Source organism: bacterium, from assembly GCA_021372515.1.
Lineage (GTDB): Bacteria > Gemmatimonadota > Glassbacteria > GWA2-58-10 > GWA2-58-10 > JAJFUG01.
The window spans coordinates 21,337-37,840 of the sequence record JAJFUG010000134.1; the positions used below are offsets into that span (position 1 = coordinate 21,337).

Annotated in this window: 14 protein-coding genes; 9 read left to right on the forward strand and 5 right to left on the reverse strand. The window is 66.5% G+C overall.

Annotated elements, in window-relative coordinates:
• Positions 1-258: 258 nt before the first annotated feature.
• The 9 genes from LLH00_13010 to LLH00_13050 all read left to right on the forward strand — a co-directional run bounded on the left by LLH00_13010 (position 259) and on the right by LLH00_13050 (position 10,553).
• Positions 259-942: a metal-dependent hydrolase gene (locus LLH00_13010; protein ID MCE5272190.1), complete on the forward strand. Its 684-nt coding sequence runs from the start codon at positions 259-261 to the stop codon at positions 940-942.
• A 71-nt stretch (positions 943-1,013) separates the two neighbouring features.
• Complete coding sequence (gcvPB, locus tag LLH00_13015) at positions 1,014-2,504, forward strand: aminomethyl-transferring glycine dehydrogenase subunit GcvPB (protein MCE5272191.1); 1,491 nt, start codon at positions 1,014-1,016, stop codon at positions 2,502-2,504.
• Positions 2,494-3,351, forward strand: a complete 858-nt coding sequence (locus LLH00_13020; protein ID MCE5272192.1) for a lipoate--protein ligase family protein — start codon at positions 2,494-2,496, stop codon at positions 3,349-3,351. The genes gcvPB and LLH00_13020 overlap by 11 nt, the downstream gene beginning before the upstream one ends.
• 25 nt (positions 3,352-3,376) lie before the next feature.
• On the forward strand, positions 3,377-4,057 hold the full coding sequence (gene rpe / locus LLH00_13025) for a ribulose-phosphate 3-epimerase (protein ID MCE5272193.1): 681 nt from the start codon (positions 3,377-3,379) through the stop codon (positions 4,055-4,057).
• Positions 4,058-4,551: 494 nt separating this feature from the next.
• Positions 4,552-5,112 carry an NUDIX hydrolase gene (locus LLH00_13030; protein MCE5272194.1) on the forward strand — a complete coding sequence of 187 codons (561 nt, stop codon included), beginning with the start codon at positions 4,552-4,554 and terminating at the stop codon, positions 5,110-5,112.
• Positions 5,113-5,134: 22 nt separating this feature from the next.
• A complete protein-coding gene (locus LLH00_13035; GenBank protein MCE5272195.1) occupies positions 5,135-6,097 on the forward strand; it encodes a D-glycerate dehydrogenase in 963 nt (320 codons plus the stop codon).
• 86 nt (positions 6,098-6,183) lie between these two features.
• Positions 6,184-7,071, forward strand: coding sequence for an ARMT1-like domain-containing protein (locus LLH00_13040; protein MCE5272196.1), 888 nt, complete (start codon positions 6,184-6,186; stop codon positions 7,069-7,071).
• 43 nt (positions 7,072-7,114) lie between these two features.
• Entirely contained in the window at positions 7,115-8,482 is a 1,368-nt protein-coding gene (locus LLH00_13045) for an FAD-dependent oxidoreductase (protein MCE5272197.1), read from the forward strand.
• 118 nt (positions 8,483-8,600) lie between these two features.
• Positions 8,601-10,553 carry a hypothetical protein gene (locus LLH00_13050; protein MCE5272198.1) on the forward strand — a complete coding sequence of 651 codons (1,953 nt, stop codon included), beginning with the start codon at positions 8,601-8,603 and terminating at the stop codon, positions 10,551-10,553.
• Positions 10,554-10,609: 56 nt separating this feature from the next.
• Here the strand turns inward: LLH00_13050 and aroE are convergent, their stop codons facing one another.
• From aroE to LLH00_13075, 5 genes are all read right to left on the reverse strand, one after another.
• Complete coding sequence (aroE, locus tag LLH00_13055; GenBank protein ID MCE5272199.1) at positions 10,610-11,512, reverse strand: shikimate dehydrogenase; 903 nt, start codon at positions 11,510-11,512, stop codon at positions 10,610-10,612.
• The gene (gene aroA / locus LLH00_13060; protein MCE5272200.1) at positions 11,509-12,804 is read right to left on the reverse strand and encodes a 3-phosphoshikimate 1-carboxyvinyltransferase; all 1,296 of its coding nucleotides are present in this window, start codon (positions 12,802-12,804) and stop codon (positions 11,509-11,511) included. Before aroA ends, aroE begins: the two co-directional genes overlap by 4 nt.
• Positions 12,805-13,419: 615 nt before the next feature.
• Complete coding sequence (locus LLH00_13065) at positions 13,420-14,565, reverse strand: prephenate dehydrogenase (protein ID MCE5272201.1); 1,146 nt, start codon at positions 14,563-14,565, stop codon at positions 13,420-13,422.
• Positions 14,537-14,935: a phosphoribosyl-AMP cyclohydrolase gene (gene hisI, locus LLH00_13070; GenBank protein MCE5272202.1), complete on the reverse strand. Its 399-nt coding sequence runs from the start codon at positions 14,933-14,935 to the stop codon at positions 14,537-14,539. The genes LLH00_13065 and hisI overlap by 29 nt, the downstream gene beginning before the upstream one ends.
• 61 nt (positions 14,936-14,996) lie before the next feature.
• A complete protein-coding gene (locus LLH00_13075) occupies positions 14,997-16,439 on the reverse strand; it encodes a glucose-6-phosphate isomerase (GenBank protein MCE5272203.1) in 1,443 nt (480 codons plus the stop codon).
• Positions 16,440-16,504 lie beyond the last annotated feature (65 nt).

Consider the following 16,504-nt stretch of genomic DNA (forward strand, 5'->3'; position numbering starts at 1 on the left):
TGGGCCCGACCCGATCGGGCCGGCCCAGCGGAACATGAATAATATCTTGAAGCGCCCCGCCTGGCAACAACCTGCTTCCACAGTCGGACCGGAGCTCCCGTCCGGCGGTCCCGCCCGTGGCGCGGCCCCGGCGGCGGCTTCGCCTCTCCCTTGAACATATGGGGCCATGGATTTATATTGGAACTCCGGGCTGGCCCCAGGGAGCAGGCAGCTCCCTCGCCCCCCGCACCCCCCAACACAACCAGGGAGCGCCACCCAATGGCAAGCCTTACCTATTACGGACACGCCGCGTTCCGGATCGACACCGGGCGGCACAAGGTTCTGTTCGACCCCTACCTGACCGGTAACCCGCACGCCACGGTCAAGGCGGAGAGCGTGGAGTGCGACGCGATCCTGCTCAGCCACGGCCACAGCGACCACCTGGGCGACACGGTCGCCATCTCGCGCCGCACCGGCGCGCCGGTGGTCACCACCTACGAGCTGGCCGGGTTCCTCGCCGAGAAGGGCGTTTCGGTCCACCGCATGCACATCGGCGGAAAGTACGAGTTCGAGTTCGGCACGGTCAAGCTCACTCCGGCCTTTCACGGCGGCGGAGTGGAGGGGGCCCCGGGGGTCTACTGCACGCCCTGCGGTTTCCTGCTCAAGTCCGAGGGCCACACGGTATATTATCCCGGCGATACGGCCCTGACCATCGAGTTCGACCTGATCGGGCGGCTCAACCACATCGACACTGTCCTGCTGCCCATCGGCGACAATTTCACCATGGGACCGGAGGACGCCCTCGAGGCGGTGCGGATGCTGCGGCCCAAGACAGTGGTGCCCCTGCACTACAACACCTGGGAGGTGATCACCCAGGACCCGGAGGCTTTCAAGCGCCGGGTGGAGGCCCTGACCCCGGCTCAGGTGACCGTGGTCCGGCCCGGCGACACCGTGGAGCTTTGACCCGGGCGGCAAACGCCGGCCCTGAATGTAAACGAACAACTTCAGTCTTTATGGACAGAAACGACCGTGCCATGGATTCCAGCCCGAACAGCACCATTTTCAACCTCTCCCGCGAGGGACGCCGCGGGGTGCGTTTCCCGGAGCCGGATGTGCCGGTGCGCCCGTTGACCGAGCTCCTGCCGGCCTGGGCCCGCCGCGCCGCGGCGCCCGAGTTGCCCGAGGTGGACGAGGTGGACGCCGTGCGGCATTTCGTGCGCCTTTCCACGCTCAACTACCACGTGGACAAGGGCCTCTATCCCCTGGGTTCCTGCACGATGAAACACAACCCCAAAGTGAACGAGGCCGCGGCCCGTCACCCGCGTTTCGCCGGCCTGCACCCGCACACGCCCGCGGCGGCGAGCCAGGGCGCGCTGCAGGTGATGCACGAGCTGGCCTCGTACCTGGCCGAGATCGCCGGGGTGTCGCGGGTGACTCTCCAGCCCTCGGCTGGAGCGCAGGGCGAGTTGACCGGCATGCTGGTGATCCGCGCCTGGCACCAGGCCCAGGGCCATCCCCGCAGCAAGGTGCTGATCCCGGACAGCGCCCACGGCACCAACCCGGCCAGCCTGGCCATTGCCGGCTACCAGCCCGTGGTGCTCAAGAGCGGGCCGGACGGGCTTATCGACCTGGAGCGGCTGGCCGCCCTGACTGACAGCGACACCGCGGCCATGATGATCACCAACCCCAACACCCTGGGGCTGTTCGAGAAGAACCTGCCCAAGGCCGCCGGGATCCTGCACGCGGCCGGGGCCAAGCTCTACATGGATGGGGCCAACCTGAACGCCCTGCTCGGGCGCGCCCGCCCCGGGGATCTGGGGGTGGACGTCCTGCATTTCAACCTGCACAAGACATTCAGCACGCCCCACGGCGGCGGAGGACCGGGCGCCGGGCCGGTGGGAGTGAGCGCAGAGCTGGCTCCGTTCCTGCCCGTGCCGGTGGTGGAAAAGGGCGAGGTGGGCTACTACCTGGACTACGACCGCCCGCAGTCCATCGGCAAGCTGCACGGGCTGTACGGCAATTTCGGGGTGCTGCTGCGGGCCTGGGTCTACATCCGCATGCACGGGGCCGCGGGCCTCAAGCGCGTGACCGAGATGGCGGTGCTCAACGCCAACTACATCAAGAACCGGCTTCTGCCGCATTTCGACCTGCCCTACAGCGGGGACTGCCTTCACGAGTGTGTGTTCAGCGGCACGCGCCAGAAAGCCCAGGGCGTGCGCACTCTGGACATGGCCAAGCGCCTTCTCGACTACGGGTTCCACGCGCCCACGATCTATTTCCCGCTGATCGTGCAGGAGGCGCTGATGATCGAGCCGACCGAGACCGAGAGCCCGGAGAGTCTGGACTCTTTCTGCGAGGCCATGATCCGGGTGGCGGCAGAGGCGCGGGAGAACCCCGATCTGCTGCAGAAAGCGCCCGTCACCACTCCGGTGGGCCGTCTCAACGAGGGCAAGGCCGCCCGTGAGCTGAATGTCTGCTGCCGGATCGACCTGCCGGGCTACGGGGACACGCCGGATGAGCCCTGAGTTTGGCCGTCCCTGGCGTTTCCTGGACAGCGGTCCGGGCGGGGCTGCGTTCAACATGGCCCTGGACGAGGCCATTCTACGCGCGGTGTCAGCGGGAGAATCGCCGCCCGTGCTGCGGGTCTACCGCTGGAGCGGTCCCGCTGTCTCCCTGGGCTATGCCCAGCGCGCCGGGCGCGAGCTGGACCTCGCCGCCTGCGCCGCCGCCGGGGTGAGCGTGGTGCGCCGCTTGACCGGCGGGCGCGCCGTGTGGCATGATGATGAGCTGACCTACTCTTTCGCCGGGCCCTCCGGCACGGAACGCCTGGGAGGCTCCATCAGCGAGAGCTGGTGGCTGATCGCGCAGGCTATCGCCGGGTCGCTGGAGGGCCTGGGCGCACGCACCGACCTGGCCGCCACTGGCTGGCCGCGCAAGGCCGCCTCGCACCCCGGCTCGGCCAACCCCTGCTTTTCCAGCGCCACCCGTCACGAGATCGCATTCCAGGGCCGCAAACTGGTTGGCAGCGCCCAGCGTCGGGTGGAGGGCGCGTTCCTGCAGCAGGGCTCGCTCCTTCTGACCAACTGCCAGGGCCGTTTCCTGGATTTCCTGCCCGCCTGGGTGGATGAGGACTCCCGCGCCCGGATGCGCCAGGCCCTGGAGCAGGGCGTGACCGGCCTTGACCGGGCGGCCGGACGGTATGTATGCTATGAGGAGGCCGCCGCGGCGTTCCACCTCGGGTTCGCGCAGTCGTTCGGGACAGCCCTGGAGCCGGATACGCCGAGCGATTTTGAGATGAGCCTGGCCCGGCACCTGGCCCGCAGCCGCTACAGCGACCCGGACTGGCCGAACCGTGAGCGTAAAAATCAATAACTGAGAACCCGAACCGGACGGAAGCATGCCGATACAGATACATCCCTCGATCCTGAACGCCGACCACGCGCACATGCAGAGCGAGTTCGACCGGATCAAAGCGGCCGGGGCGGATGGCATCCACCTGGACATAATGGACGGCCGTTTCGTGGAGCCGGTCACGTTCGACCTGGACACGATCCGGCGCTACGTGCAAATGATCGACTTGCCGTTCGACGCCCACCTGATGATCGTGGAGCCGGAGCGTCACGTGGATGAGTATGTGGACGCCGGGGCGAGCCTGGTCAATTTCCACCTCGAAGTGACCGACAATCCCGGAGCGATAATCGACCACCTGCACGGCCGCGGGGTGAAAGCCGGGGTGACGATCAACCCCGACACACCGGTGGACGGCGTGCTGAAGCTGGCGGGCAAGGTCGAGCTGGTGCTGTTCATGAGCGTGTTTCCGGGCTACGGCGGACAGAAATTCATCCCCGGCGTGCTGGACAAGGTGCGCGAGCTGCGCCGCCACTATGAAAAATCGGGCTTGGAAACGCCCATGGTCCAGATCGACGGGGGGATCAACCTGGAGACCGCCCCTCTGGCCGTGGCCGCCGGGGTGAACAACCTGGTGGTCGGGACGTTCATTTTCCGCAGCCCGGACTACGCGGCCACTATCGGCTCGCTGCGCCGGGCGTGCGAGGGCGTGGCTCTGGACTGGAAATGAGCTTTGATGAAGGGGCACGGCATACCGAGCCAGATTTATAAGATTGAATCCCCTCGCTCCCAGCAATGTCCGGTTAGGGAGTTGCAGTGAGAAGACGAAAGACTCTGTTCTGCTTTAGTTTCGGCCAAAGCAGCAAAGCCAGCGGGGGCCGGTACAGGCCGCTTGCCTCGTCCAAACCGCGACATTGTTTCTGACTATGGTGTTCACGAAGTATCGATTTCGCTGCCGCGATGCAGCGGCGGAGCTGCCGCGAATCGCCGCCGGGCTGTGCGGCAATTACATCCCTGGCCGTTTCAGGCTCGATTGCACGCTGCCCTGGCGGGAGGCTCAGACAGGTGCGGCCCCCAAAGGCAACAACCGCGGCGGCCTGACAGCCGCAGGCGGGTTTACTCTTCTGGGATGCCGGGCGGTGTCGTAGGGGCGAACCTTGTGTTCGCCCGTGAAACTTTGCCGTTGTGGCCGGACTGAAGACCGGATAAGGGAGTGTGTTTGAGATGAGCGATCCCACAGGCAAGAAAGTCTCCGGCGAGCGGGTGCTGGACGGCTGGCTGCTGAAAGTCGATGTGGACCAGGTGATCGAGCCGGGGCACACGGACGCGGTCCGGCGCGAGGTGGTGCATCACCCGGGGGCCTCGGCTGTGGTGGCCTGCCTGCCGGGGGGCAGGATCGTGCTGGTGCGCCAGTACCGCTACGCCCTGGATGAGTATGTCTGGGAGGTCCCCGCCGGCCGTCTGGAGCCGGGCGAGGACCCGCTGGCCGCCGCGCGCCGCGAGCTGGCCGAGGAGACCGGCTATGTCGCGCGCGAGCTGACCCTGCTTGCCCGCCTCCACAGCTCGCCGGGTTTCAGCGACGAGGTGGTCTACCTCTACCGCGCCGAGGGTCTCGTTCCGGGCGAACCAAGCCCAGACCCGCAGGAGCGTCTGGAGGTCCGCGAGTTCAACCTCCTGGAGGCGCTGGACCTGATCGACGCGGGCCTTATCACCGACTCCAAGACCGTGAGCGCCATCCTGCTGGCCGGGCGGGATATCTGCCCAGTGGCTGGCCGTCATTCCTGATCCCAGAGACGGAAATCCGCATATGTCCTTCAAAGTCCTGGTCACCCGCCGGGTGCCCGGTCCGGCCCTGGATGAGCTTTGCTCCCGTTACGCTGTGACGCTCAACCCCGAGGACCGCGACCTGGACAGCGCGGAGCTCGACAGTCTGTCGCGCGGCTGCAGCGGCATCCTCAGCATGCTGAGCGACCGGATCGACCGGGAGTTCATCGCGGGCCACCCCGAGTTGCGCGTGGTCTCGAACTATGCCGTGGGTTACAACAACATCGACCTGGCAGCGGCCAAAGAGCACGGTCTGATAGTGACCCACACCCCCGGCGTGCTGACCGAGGCCACCGCCGACTTGGCCTGGGCGCTGATCGTCTCCGCCTGCCGCCGCGTTCCCGAGGCCGACCGATACACCCGCGAGGGCAGGTTCCAGGGCTGGGCCCCGGAGATGTTTCTTGGCCAGGACATCCACGGCCGCACCCTGGGCGTGGTCGGCCTGGGGCGGATCGGGCTGGCCGTGGCGCGACGGGCCGTGGGGTTCGGGATGAAAATCCTCTACTGGGGACGCAGCGCCCACCCGGAGGCGGAAGCGAGCCTGGGCGCGCGCCGGGTCGAGCTGGATGACCTTCTGCGCGAAAGCGATATCGTGAGCCTGCACGTGCCGCTCACCCCGGCCACCACGCGGCTCATCGACCGGCGGCGGCTGGGGCTTCTCAAGCCTACGGCCGTGCTGATCAACACCGCCCGCGGCCCGGTGCTGGATGAGGCCGCCCTGGTGGAGGCCCTGCGTGAACATCGTATTTTCGCTGCCGGGCTGGATGTCTACGAGGCCGAGCCGCAGTTACATCCCGGCCTGGCCGAACTGCCGAACGTGGTGCTGCTGCCGCACCTGGGCAGCGCCACCCTGGCCACCCGCAGCCGCATGACCCGTCTGGCCGTGGACAACCTGGTCGAGGCCCTGGAGGGCCGCGCCCCGGCCCATCCGGTGCCCTTGCCCTGAGCTGGACCGCCCTTCCCGCCGATATTTCTTGCGCCTCAGTATGTTCACTTTATTTTCATTCAGTTGTAAGTGGAGATTGTCAGCACGTGAAAACACACCCCGAATGCATACCCTGCTTTATCCGCCAGACTTTGGACGCCGCCCGTCTGGTGAGCGATGACCCCGCGCTGCACGAGCGCGCCCTGCTCGAGGCCTGCGCCGTTGTCTCGGGCATGGACACCAGCGAGCCGCCGCCGGCCATGGCCGGCAGGATACAGAAAATCATCCGCCGCCTGAGCGGGGTCGCCGACCCCTACAACGGGGCCAAGTCGCGTTTCAACGGTTTCATCCTGGCGCGTGTTCCGCACCTGGAAAGCCTGATCCGGGGCGCGTCCGACCCGTTCGAGACCGCGCTGCGCCTGGCCATCGCGGGCAATATCATCGATTTCGGCATCCATATCGGCCTGAGCGAGGCGGATGTGGAGGCGGCGATAGAGCACTCGCTCTCCGTCGAACTGGACCGCGACTCCGTGCACAGCCTGCGCCGCGCGCTGGCCGGGGCCCGGCGCCTTCTGTACGTGGGCGACAACGCCGGCGAGGTGGTGTTCGACCGTCTGTTCCTGGAGCAGATCAAGGCCCTGAACCCGGGCCTTACGGTGACATTTGCCACGCGCGGCGCGCCGATCCTGAACGACATCACGCGTGAGGACGCCCTCCAGGCGGGGGTGGACCGTTTCGCCCGGGTGATCGACAACGGGGATGACTCGGCCGGTTGCGTTCTCTCGCTCTGCGGGGCGGAGTTCCTGGAGGAGCTTGGACGGGCGGACCTGCTCATATCGAAGGGCCAGGGGAATTTCGAGACATTGAACGAGACCACGCTGGAGGCGTTTTTCCTGCTCAAGGCCAAGTGTCCGGTGATAGCGCGGGTGGCCGGCGCGCGGCAGGGCGACCTCCTGGTGCTGCACCGTCCGGCCGCGCCGGATGAATCGCGTTGAATTGAACGAGTGCCAATACTTAATTCAGAGCGAGGAGCATATCATGACCCAGGGACGACGCGGATTCCTGCGCAGCCTGATCGGCTCGGGCGCGCTGCTGGGGGCTTTCGGCGGGCGGGCCGTGGCCGCGGGCAGTGAGCCCGCCGCCGAGCGGCACTACGACATCCTGGTGGCAGGCGGAGGCCCGGGCGGGGTCTGCGCCGCCGTGGCCGCCGCGCGCGCGGGCAAGAAAGTGCTGCTTGTCGAGCGCTACGGGTTCCTGGGCGGCATGGCCACCGCCGGGCTGGTCGAGCCGTTCATGCCGTTCGAGACCGCGGGTGCGCAGGTCAACTCCGGGCTGTTCGAGGAGGTGCGCCAGGGCCTGATCAAAGCGGGCGGCTACGGCTCGCCGATGCACAAGGACGCCACGGACAGCGAAGTGCTGAAGATGGTCGAGCTGGACCTTCTGCTTGCCAGCGGTGCGGATGTGTTGTTCCACTCCTTCGTGTTCGGGGCCACGGTGCGGCGCAAGAAAGTGAGCGCGGTCAAGGTGGCGACCAAATCGGGCGAGATGCGCTTTTCGGCGGACTATTTCGTGGACGCCACCGGGGATGGCGACCTGGCCTGTTTCGCCGGAGCGGACTGGGAGCTGGGCCGCCGCGAGGACGGGTTCACGCAGCCCTCGACGCTCTTTTTCAAAATGAGCGGGGTCGACCTGGACCGCGCCATGAAAGCGATCAAGAAAAACAAGTGGGACCGCAGTTTCAAGGCCCTGACCGAAAAAGCCCGCGCCGCGGGCGAGTTCAGCTCGCCGCGCGAGGACACGCTCTGGTTCTGCACCCCGCGCGAGGGCGTGATCGCGTTCAACACCACCCGTCTGGTCAAGTATGACGCCACCAACCCCTGGGACCAGACTCAGATGGAGATCAAGGGCCTGGGCCAGGTGCGCGACACCGCGCGTTTCGCCGTCAAATACCTGCCCGGGTTCGAGAAAGCCTACCTCTCGCAGGTGGCCTCCCAGGTGGGCGTGCGCGAGAGCCGCCGCGTGGTCTGCGACTATCAGGTGACCCAGGATGACCTGCTCAGTTGCCGCGAGTTCGAGGACAGCATCGCCCGCGGCTGCTACCCGATCGACATCCACAACCCCACCGGCAGCGGCACCACGATCATCGGGATCCCGGAGGGCAAGAGCTACGGCATCCCCTACCGCTCCATGACAGTCAAGGGCCTGGACAACCTGGTCATGGGCTGCCGGGCGATCTGGGGCACCCACGAGGCGCACAGCGCCTACCGCGTGCAGCCGATCGTGATGTGCATCGGGCACGCCGCCGGGGTGGCTGCCTCTGCCGCGCACACGGGCGGCAGTGGCCTGCGGGATATCGATATCGCCAAAGTCCGCGCGGACCTCAAAGCCCAGGGCGCGGTGGTCTGACCGCCCCTCTTTCCGAGGAGGACGTATCGCAACCCAGGCGAACAAGCCCGCGGCGCGACAAGACAAGGGCTTTCCGGGCTACCTTTTTCTCCTGCCGCTGCTCTGGTCGGCCCTGACAGTGCTGCCGCTGACCGGCGGCCCCTCCTGGCTCTGGGGCCTTATCGCGGGCCAGGCCGCGGCTGCGGTCTGGCTGCCCGCCTGGCTGACCGTTACGCTCCTGGCGCTGGCCGGCCTGGCCGGCAAGAGCGGCTGGTTCGAGCGCGAGCCGCCTGGGCTGACCAGTAGTGTGAACAGTGTCTGGGAGGGGTTGGGCACGCCAGGCCGGAAATGGTTCTGGCCGTCGCTGGCGGTTGTGGCGGTGGGCTGGGGCCTGCGCGAACAGAACTTTTTTATGGGAGATGGTTGGGCGCTGATCGACAATGTCCGCAAGCCGTTCTACCTGCATCCCAACGAGCCGCTCGACTTTTTCACCCACCAGCTGTTCCAGCGTCTGCTCACGCTGCTCGGGATAGCCGACGGGGCCGTGGCCTACGCCCTTCTGGCCGTGCTGCTGCTGCCGGTGCTGCTGTGGCTGACCTGGCGTATGGCTGGGCTGCTCTGCCGGGACAGCCGCGAAAGCCGGACAGCCGTGTTCCTGATCCTGGCTTTCGGCGGTACGCTCCAGCTGTTCCTGGGATATGTTGAAAGCTACACCCTGGTCAACCTGTTTGCCTGCCTGTTTCTCTACCTGGGGATCAAGGCTCTCTCCGGGGAGGGAAAAGGCCTGCCTTGGGCTCTGAGCATCGCGGCGGCCCTGGCGTTGCTGTCGCACCTGAGCGCCGCGATGCTGCTGCCGGCCCTGCTTTTTGTCTGGCTGCGCGGACGGGCTCCGGCGGGGGACCGCGCTGTCAAGACCGCCAAGCGGGATTTCGGTGTCATCCTCACACTCTGCGTTCTGGGAGCGCTGGCCGGCCTGCTGTTTTTCAACCCCCCGGGGCTGACACCGCTCTGGCCCTCCCTCTTGAGCGAGCAGGCCCCGTTCACCCTGTACGATCCCCGTTATCTGCTGTTCAAGCTCAATCTCCTGCTGCTCGTCGCCCCGGCGGCGTTCCTGCTGCTGTTGGCGGCCACGTTCGGCGGGTGGCGCCGCATCGGTCGGCAGGAGCGGCCCGTATTCCATTTCCTGCTGCTGAGCGCGGCCGGGACCCTGTTTTTCTTTTTCAGCGCCAACGCCATGCTGGGCATCCGCGACTGGGACCTGCTCTGCCTGCCCGCGCTGCCGTTCACTGTGCTGGCCGCCTGGGTTTTCCTGCGCCTTCGCCGCAGCGGGCCGGGCCGCACTCTCTGGCTGGGCCTCACTGCCCTGGCCGCAGCGGCGCAGACCCTGGCTTTTGTCTGGGTCAACTCCAGCCAGGACAGCGGGGTGGCGTTCCTGGACCGGATGCTGCCGCACGAGGTGTATGTCGGGAGCAACGTGCTGCAGCTGGGCTTCTTATTTGAGGAAAGGGAATATCGGCAGGAGGCCCTGAACCAGTACCGCGCCATGAAACGGCACGAGCTGAGCGCCACCCGGGCGGTGAATTTGGGGGTGATGCTGGTTCAGTTCGGAAAGCCGGACAGCGTGATCACTGTAACGCGCGAAATACTGGACGGCCTCAACGCCAGCCCCAGCGCCACGGGCCTGACCCTGCTGTATTCGAACCTCTCAATGGCTTACGACATGATCGGAAAGCCTGACAGCGCTTTGGTTTATTTTATTCGCTGTTCGGAGTGTGGAGGGACTATCAAGGCGGCTTATGTCGGGATGTGGGTCGACTGCCTGCGTCAACGCGTGGTCCAGCAGGGCTGGCTGCGCGGGGGGTTGGACAACCTGAGCGATTACGACGCCCTTCAGCTGCTGGTGCGCTTGTACGCCCTGACCAAGGACACGGCCAACATGAAACTGATCTACAACCGGATTTTCCAGTGCCATTTCGACTGCGGGCAGTGGCGGACCCTGCTGGCGCTGACCCGCAGAGTGGTGAACCCCGGGTTCGCCGATCGTCTGGCCGCCCGGGCGGCCCTGGAATGCCCGGAAATGGCCGCGCAATAAAAACCGGCAGACAGGGGTTCCCGCCGGCCGGATCTCATCCTGTCTCTATGAGCTTATCAATCCCGCTCGTCCAGGGCCTCGCGCAGAAGCTCTCTCAGTTCCCAGAGCATCCCGCGCCAGGGCACCGTCTCGCCCAGCCACCAGCCCAGAGATTCCATCCCCTGAATTATCAGCATGTCCAGCCCGCCCACGCAGGTGCAGCCGGCCATTTCCGCGCGCTCGAGCAGCAGGGTGGGTTCCGGGTTGTAGATCGTGTCGAACACCACGCTGCCCTCGCGCGGGGTGAGCGCCTCCGGCAGGGGTGAATCCTCCACGTGCGGCTTCATCCCCAGCGGGGTGACATTCACCGTAAGCTGGGCCGCGGCCAGGGCCTCTTCCAGCTTGGCAGTCTCGCCCAGCCCGAACGAGCGCACCCGCACGGAGGAAAAGTGCGGCAGGAACCAGCGCAGCAGCTCATCCGCCTTGGCGAGCGTGCGGTTGGCCAGACTGATCTGGCGCACCCCGGCCAGGCCGAGACCGTAGAGGATCGCCCGCGCCGCGCCGCCCGCACCCAGCACCAGGGCGGATTGCCCTTCCAGCGGCTCTTTTAGCCCGCGCAGCTGGAGTGCGCCCAGAAACCCGGCGACATCCGTATTGTGCCCGGCCAGACGGCCCTCCGGGTCGAGCCCCAGGGTGTTGACCGCGCCCACGGCGGCGGCCTCCCGGCTCAGCACCTCGGCTTGCGCCGCGGCGGCCTCCTTGTGCGGCAGAGTGACATTCAGGCCGGACAGGCCCAGGGTGCGAAGGGCGGAGCCCACCTGCGGCCCCAGCTCGCGTTTCACATGGAATGCCATGTAGCGCGCATCCAGGCCCAGGCGCTCCAGCACGAAATTGTGCAGCACCGGGCTGAGGCTGTGCTCCACCGGGTCGCCGATCACGCCGAAGGTGCGCGTGCGGCTGGTTATATGCGGGCGGCTCAAGCTTTTTTCTCCCGGCATAGTCCGCGCAACAGGTCGTAGAAACCGGGGAACGAGATGTCGGCGCAGCCGGCGTCCTGGATCACGGTCTCACCCGAGGCGATCAGGCCCGCCACGCTGAACGCCATGGCGATCCGGTGGTCGCCGTAGCTCTCCAGCGCGCAGCCGGTCAGCGGGGTGGGGCCCTCGATGTCCAGGCCCGCGGCGTGCTCCTCCACGGAGGCGCCCATGGCGCGCAGGTTGTCGGCGATGGCGCGGAGGCGGTCGGTCTCCTTGACCCGCAGCTCACCGGCGTCGCGGATACGGGTAACGCCGTGGGCCTGGGTTGCCACCACGGCCAGGATCGGTATCTCGTCGATCAGGCTGGGCACCTCGGCCCCCTCCACCGTGGCGGCCTTGAGTTCCGAAAAGCTCAACTCCAGGTCGGCCACCGGCTCGCCGGCGGAAAAACGCTCCTCCAGGCGGTCCAGGTGCGCTCCCATGCGCGCCAGCACCTCGTAGAACGCGGCCCGGGTGGGGTTCAGGGTCAGGTTGGGAAGACACACCCGGCTGCCCGGCACGAGCGCTGCCGCGGCGGCGAAAAACGCGGCCGAGCTGGGATCGCCGGGGACCACTATATCGCAAGCGGAAAGCGTGCTCCCGCCGCGTACGCACACCTCCAGGGCGTCCACTGTCACTGTCACCCCGAACAGGGGCAGCATGCGCTCGGTATGGTCACGGCTGGGCACGCTCTCCACCACGCGGGTCTCGCCGGAGGCGAACAGCCCGGCCAGCAGCACGCAGGACTTGACCTGGGCGCTGGGCACTGGCAGGTAGTAGGTGATCCCCTCCAGGTCGCCGCCGTGGATGGTCAGCGGGGGATGCCCGCCCGGGGCGCTCTCCACCGTGGCGCCCATCATCTCCAGCGGCTCGATCACCCGTTTCATCGGGCGGCGGACCAGATACTGGTCGCCGCTGATCGTGCTGGTGAAACGCTGCCCGGCCAGGACCCCGGAAAGAAGGCGGATCGTGGTGCCGGAGTTGCCGGCGTCCAGTTCGGCGGAAGGGGCGGCCAGGCCTTTTTTCCCGGCCCCGTGGACTTTCAGCGCGCCGGCCTTGCCTGTCTCAATATTGGCGCCGAGCGCGCGCATGCAGGCGCCAGTGCTGGCCACATCCAGCCCCGGCGAGAGGCCTTCGATACGGGAGGTTCCCGCGGCCATACCGGCCAGCATCAAAGCCCGGTGGCTGATCGATTTGTCGCCCGGCACGCGGACCTCGCCCGACAATGGCTCTGCGGCCTTGAATTTCTGGATCATTTCCTGTCTTTCCGGATATTTGATTCAGCGTGCGTTCGGGGCAGGCCTCGAACGGAAAGTCGCCTGGGCACCGTGCAGCGTGACCCTACGAAAGACTACTTGTATCCGCGCCATCCGTGATGCAAATGTAGCGGAGCGTCAAGGGGCAGAGGCTGCAACCCCCTGGTTTCCGTTAATGTCCGGTCAAGAGCTTGCAGTGATAAACCCTAAGACTCTATTTTGCTTTGGTTTCGGCCAAAGCAGCAAAGCCAGCGGGGGCCGCAAACTCGTCCCAGCTACACCTCTGCTTCAGCCGATTGTGTGCCCGGTACTTCGATTCCGCTGCCGCGATGCAGCGGCGGCGCTGCCGCGAATCGCCGCCGGGCAGTACTGCATTTTCAGCCCCGGCCGTTTCAGGCTCGATTACACGCTGCCCTGGCGGGAGGCTCAAACAGGTGCGGCCCCCAAAAGCTGAACAGCGGCGGCCTGACAGCCGCATGCGATTATTTGCTACGAGACCCCACACGGTATCGCAGGGGCGAACCTTGTGTTCGCCCGTAAACCTTGTAACAACCTAAAGAGGCTTCTAAATTCCCCCTTAAAAAAGGGGGTGCCCGCTTCAGTGGGCGGGGGTTGTCACTCCCGTTCGCGGCAGGGGAACCCCAGGCCGCGCAGCACCTGCTGCGCCGTATGGCGCTCGGTCTGGCTCGCGAATCCCAGCAGGATCGTGCCGCCCTCGCCCTCGCGGACTTTGAGCACCTCGATGTCCTTGATGTTGATCCCGGCCCCGGCCAGGCCCTGGGCCAGGCGCAGGATCACGCCCACCTCATCCGGCGCGGTGACCACCACCTGCCAGAGCCTCGTGAGGAAACCCTTGCTGTCGCGGTGGATCAGGGCGCGCGCCCGGGCCGACTGCGAGAAATCATCAGCCAGGGATTCGCTCCCCACCTGTTCGCGCAGCTTGCCCAGACGGGCGATGAACAGGTCTATCAGCGTTGTGATCTGGTCGGCGTTGGTGGCGCAGATATCGCGCCAGATGTCGAACGGGCTGGAGGCGATCCGGGTCAGGTCGCGGAAGCCCCCGGCGGCGAGCTGCAGCGTGGCGCTGTCCTGCGCGTTCTGTTCGGCTGCCAGGTCCATCAGGCTCACGGCAAGCATCTGCGGCAGATGGCTGATCGTGGCCGCGATGCGGTCGTGCCGCTCGGGAGTCATCAACACCACCCGCGCCCCGATACGGGCGACCAGCTCGCAGTAACGTTCCGCCGCCGCGCTGTCGCCGGCCCGGGAGGGCGTGATCACGTAGACCGCGTTCTGGAACAGGAACGGGTCGGCCTCATCCACGCCGGTGTTCTCGGAGCCGGCCATCGGGTGCCCGCCCACGAAATGCACGCCCTCAGGCAGGTGCGTGCGGGCGGCCTGCACGATGGCGCGCTTGGTGCTGCCCACGTCGGTCACAGTGGCCCCGGGGGCGAAAAGAGGCCCCAGGTGGCCCAGTTGCTCCACGATCACCGAAACCGGCGCGCCCAGCACTACTAAATCAGCCTGGGCCAGGGCGCGCTCGGCCTGCTCGCGCGGGAAACCCTCGTCGATCACCCCCAGCTCCAAGGCGCGCTCGATAGTGGCCGGACGGCTGACCCCCAACACCCGGCGCACCGCGTGCGCGCGCTTGAACGCCAGGGCCAGCGAGCCGCCGATCAGGCCCACGCCCAGCACGGCCACGGTGTCATACAGCGGGGGCGCGGCCTTGGATGTCTCAGCCTTTTCCGTAGGTCTCGGCCTCATCGAAGACTTTTTTGCCCACCACGGTCAGCTCGCCCTCGGGCGTGGCCTCGCGGTAGAAACAACTGCGGTAGCCGGTGTGGCAGGCCCCGCCCACCTGTTCGATTTGCATCACCACGGCGTCCATGTCACAGTCGAAAAAGATGTGGCGCACTTTCTGGAAATGCCCGCTGGTCTCGCCCTTGACCCAGAGCTTGCCCCGCGAGCGGCTCCAGTAGCAGGCCACGCGCCGTTCCAGGGTGTTGCGCAGGGCCTCGCGGTTCATGAACGCCACCATCAGCACCTGGCCGTTGTCACAGTCCTGGGCCACGGCGGTGACCAGGCCCTTGTCGTCGTACTTTACCGCGTCCAGCAATTCCTCGATCTTCGACATGCAGCACTCCAAATCTGGCGTCCCCAGCTCGGCTTACAGCCCGGCGGAGGCACGGTTAACCTTAAAGAATGAATTTCTCGTTGCGCGCCTTGCGCGAGGCCAGCTCGCCTCTCACGCTCTCGAAACCCTCGCGGCCCATCAGGCCGTAGGTGAGCTTCTTGCCCAGCTCCACTCCCGGCTGGTCGAACGGGTCGATGTTGTACAGGCCGCCGGTGAACGCGGTCTGGACCTCCAGCATGTACAGGAGCTGGCCCACGGTGAACGGGTTCACCTCGGGCAGAGTGAGGGTCATGCTGGGACGGCCAGCCTGCAGCATGGCGTCCTCGGTGGCCAGGCGCTCGGCCTGGAACAGCTCGGCCAGGCTATGGCCGCCCAGGTAGGCCAGGTCGGGCAGGTCGCTGTAGAGCTTGGGGATCGGGCACTGCTCGGCGAATTTCTCGACCGCCAGGAACACGGTGGACTTGTCGAACGGGCCCTCCATATAAAGCTGGGTCTGGCTGTGCTGGTCGGTCACGCCGAGGGCCTTGACCGGTGTCAGGCCGGTGAACACCTCCTGGCCGCCGAGCGAGTTTTTCTTGCCCAGGGATTCGGCCCAGAGCTGACGGAACCAGTCGGCGATGTCGTAGAGGCTGTCGCTGTACGACATCATGACCGTAATGTGCCGTCCGCGTAGCTTGTCGGCCAGGAACAGAAGCGCCCCCGCCACGTAGGCCGGGTTGCTCATCAGGTCCGCGCCGCTCGTGCGGCTGTCCATGTACGCCGCGCCGTCCAGCAGTTCCTCCAGGTCGATCCCCATCAGGGCCGCGGGCAGCAGGCCCACCGGGGTGAACACGCTGAACCGTCCGCCCACGTTGCCCGGGATGATGAAATCCTCCAGGTCCTCGCGTTCTGCGATAATGCGCAGAAGGCCTTTCTGGCTGTCGGTGACCGCCACCAGGTGCTGGGACACTTTCTTGCGGCCGACCTCTTTTTCCAGCAGACGGCGCACGATCAGGAACTGGCTCATCGTCTCGGCCGTGGTGCCGCTCTTGGTCACCACGATGAACAACGTCTTGCTCGGGTCCACGGCGCGCAGAAGGCGGCTGAACCCGTCCGGGTCGATGTTGTCGGCGAAGAAGAAACGCGGTACGCCGCCGCGCTGGCGGCGGGTGGCCAGGTTGGCCCACATCCCGCCGATCAGCGAGCTGTGCAGGGCCTTGGGCCCCAGGCTGGAACCGCCGATGCCCAGGATCACCACGTTCTGGAACGAGCGGCGCGCTTTCTTGGCGAACGCCTCGATTTTGGCGCTGGTGGCGCGGTCGTGGGGCAGGTTGTAGAACCCGATCTTGCCGCCCTCGCGCTTGGCTTTCAGGTCGGCGTGGATACGGGCGGCGATCTCGCTCAGGCCCGACAGGTCCTCCACGCTCAGGCCGTGGCGGGGTCCGACATACTCGCTCAGCATGTAGTTGAAATCGAGTTTCAGGGCCATGCGGCGCTGCCACTTGGCCGTACGCCGGTTGAACATTTGCGCCTCCTTCCGGCCGCGGAGCGCTCCGCCGGCACGGTGGTTGAACAGGGTCAGGTCAGGCT

Bases quoted from the DNA above. Each gene is read 5' to 3' on its own strand.
- rpe (MCE5272193.1), top strand. From the start codon at position 3,377: ATGCCGATACAGATACATCCCTCGATCCTGAACGCCGACCACGCGCAC.
- gcvPB (MCE5272191.1), top strand. From the start codon at position 1,014: ATGGATTCCAGCCCGAACAGCACCATTTTCAACCTCTCCCGCGAGGGA.
- aroA (MCE5272200.1), bottom strand. From the start codon at position 12,804: ATGATCCAGAAATTCAAGGCCGCAGAGCCATTGTCGGGCGAGGTCCGC.
- LLH00_13075 (MCE5272203.1), bottom strand. From the start codon at position 16,439: ATGTTCAACCGGCGTACGGCCAAGTGGCAGCGCCGCATGGCCCTGAAA.
- LLH00_13010 (MCE5272190.1), top strand. From the start codon at position 259: ATGGCAAGCCTTACCTATTACGGACACGCCGCGTTCCGGATCGACACC.
- LLH00_13030 (MCE5272194.1), top strand. From the start codon at position 4,552: ATGAGCGATCCCACAGGCAAGAAAGTCTCCGGCGAGCGGGTGCTGGAC.
- LLH00_13065 (MCE5272201.1), bottom strand. From the start codon at position 14,565: ATGAGGCCGAGACCTACGGAAAAGGCTGAGACATCCAAGGCCGCGCCC.
- LLH00_13020 (MCE5272192.1), top strand. From the start codon at position 2,494: ATGAGCCCTGAGTTTGGCCGTCCCTGGCGTTTCCTGGACAGCGGTCCG.
- hisI (MCE5272202.1), bottom strand. From the start codon at position 14,935: ATGTCGAAGATCGAGGAATTGCTGGACGCGGTAAAGTACGACGACAAG.
- LLH00_13045 (MCE5272197.1), top strand. From the start codon at position 7,115: ATGACCCAGGGACGACGCGGATTCCTGCGCAGCCTGATCGGCTCGGGC.
- LLH00_13035 (MCE5272195.1), top strand. From the start codon at position 5,135: ATGTCCTTCAAAGTCCTGGTCACCCGCCGGGTGCCCGGTCCGGCCCTG.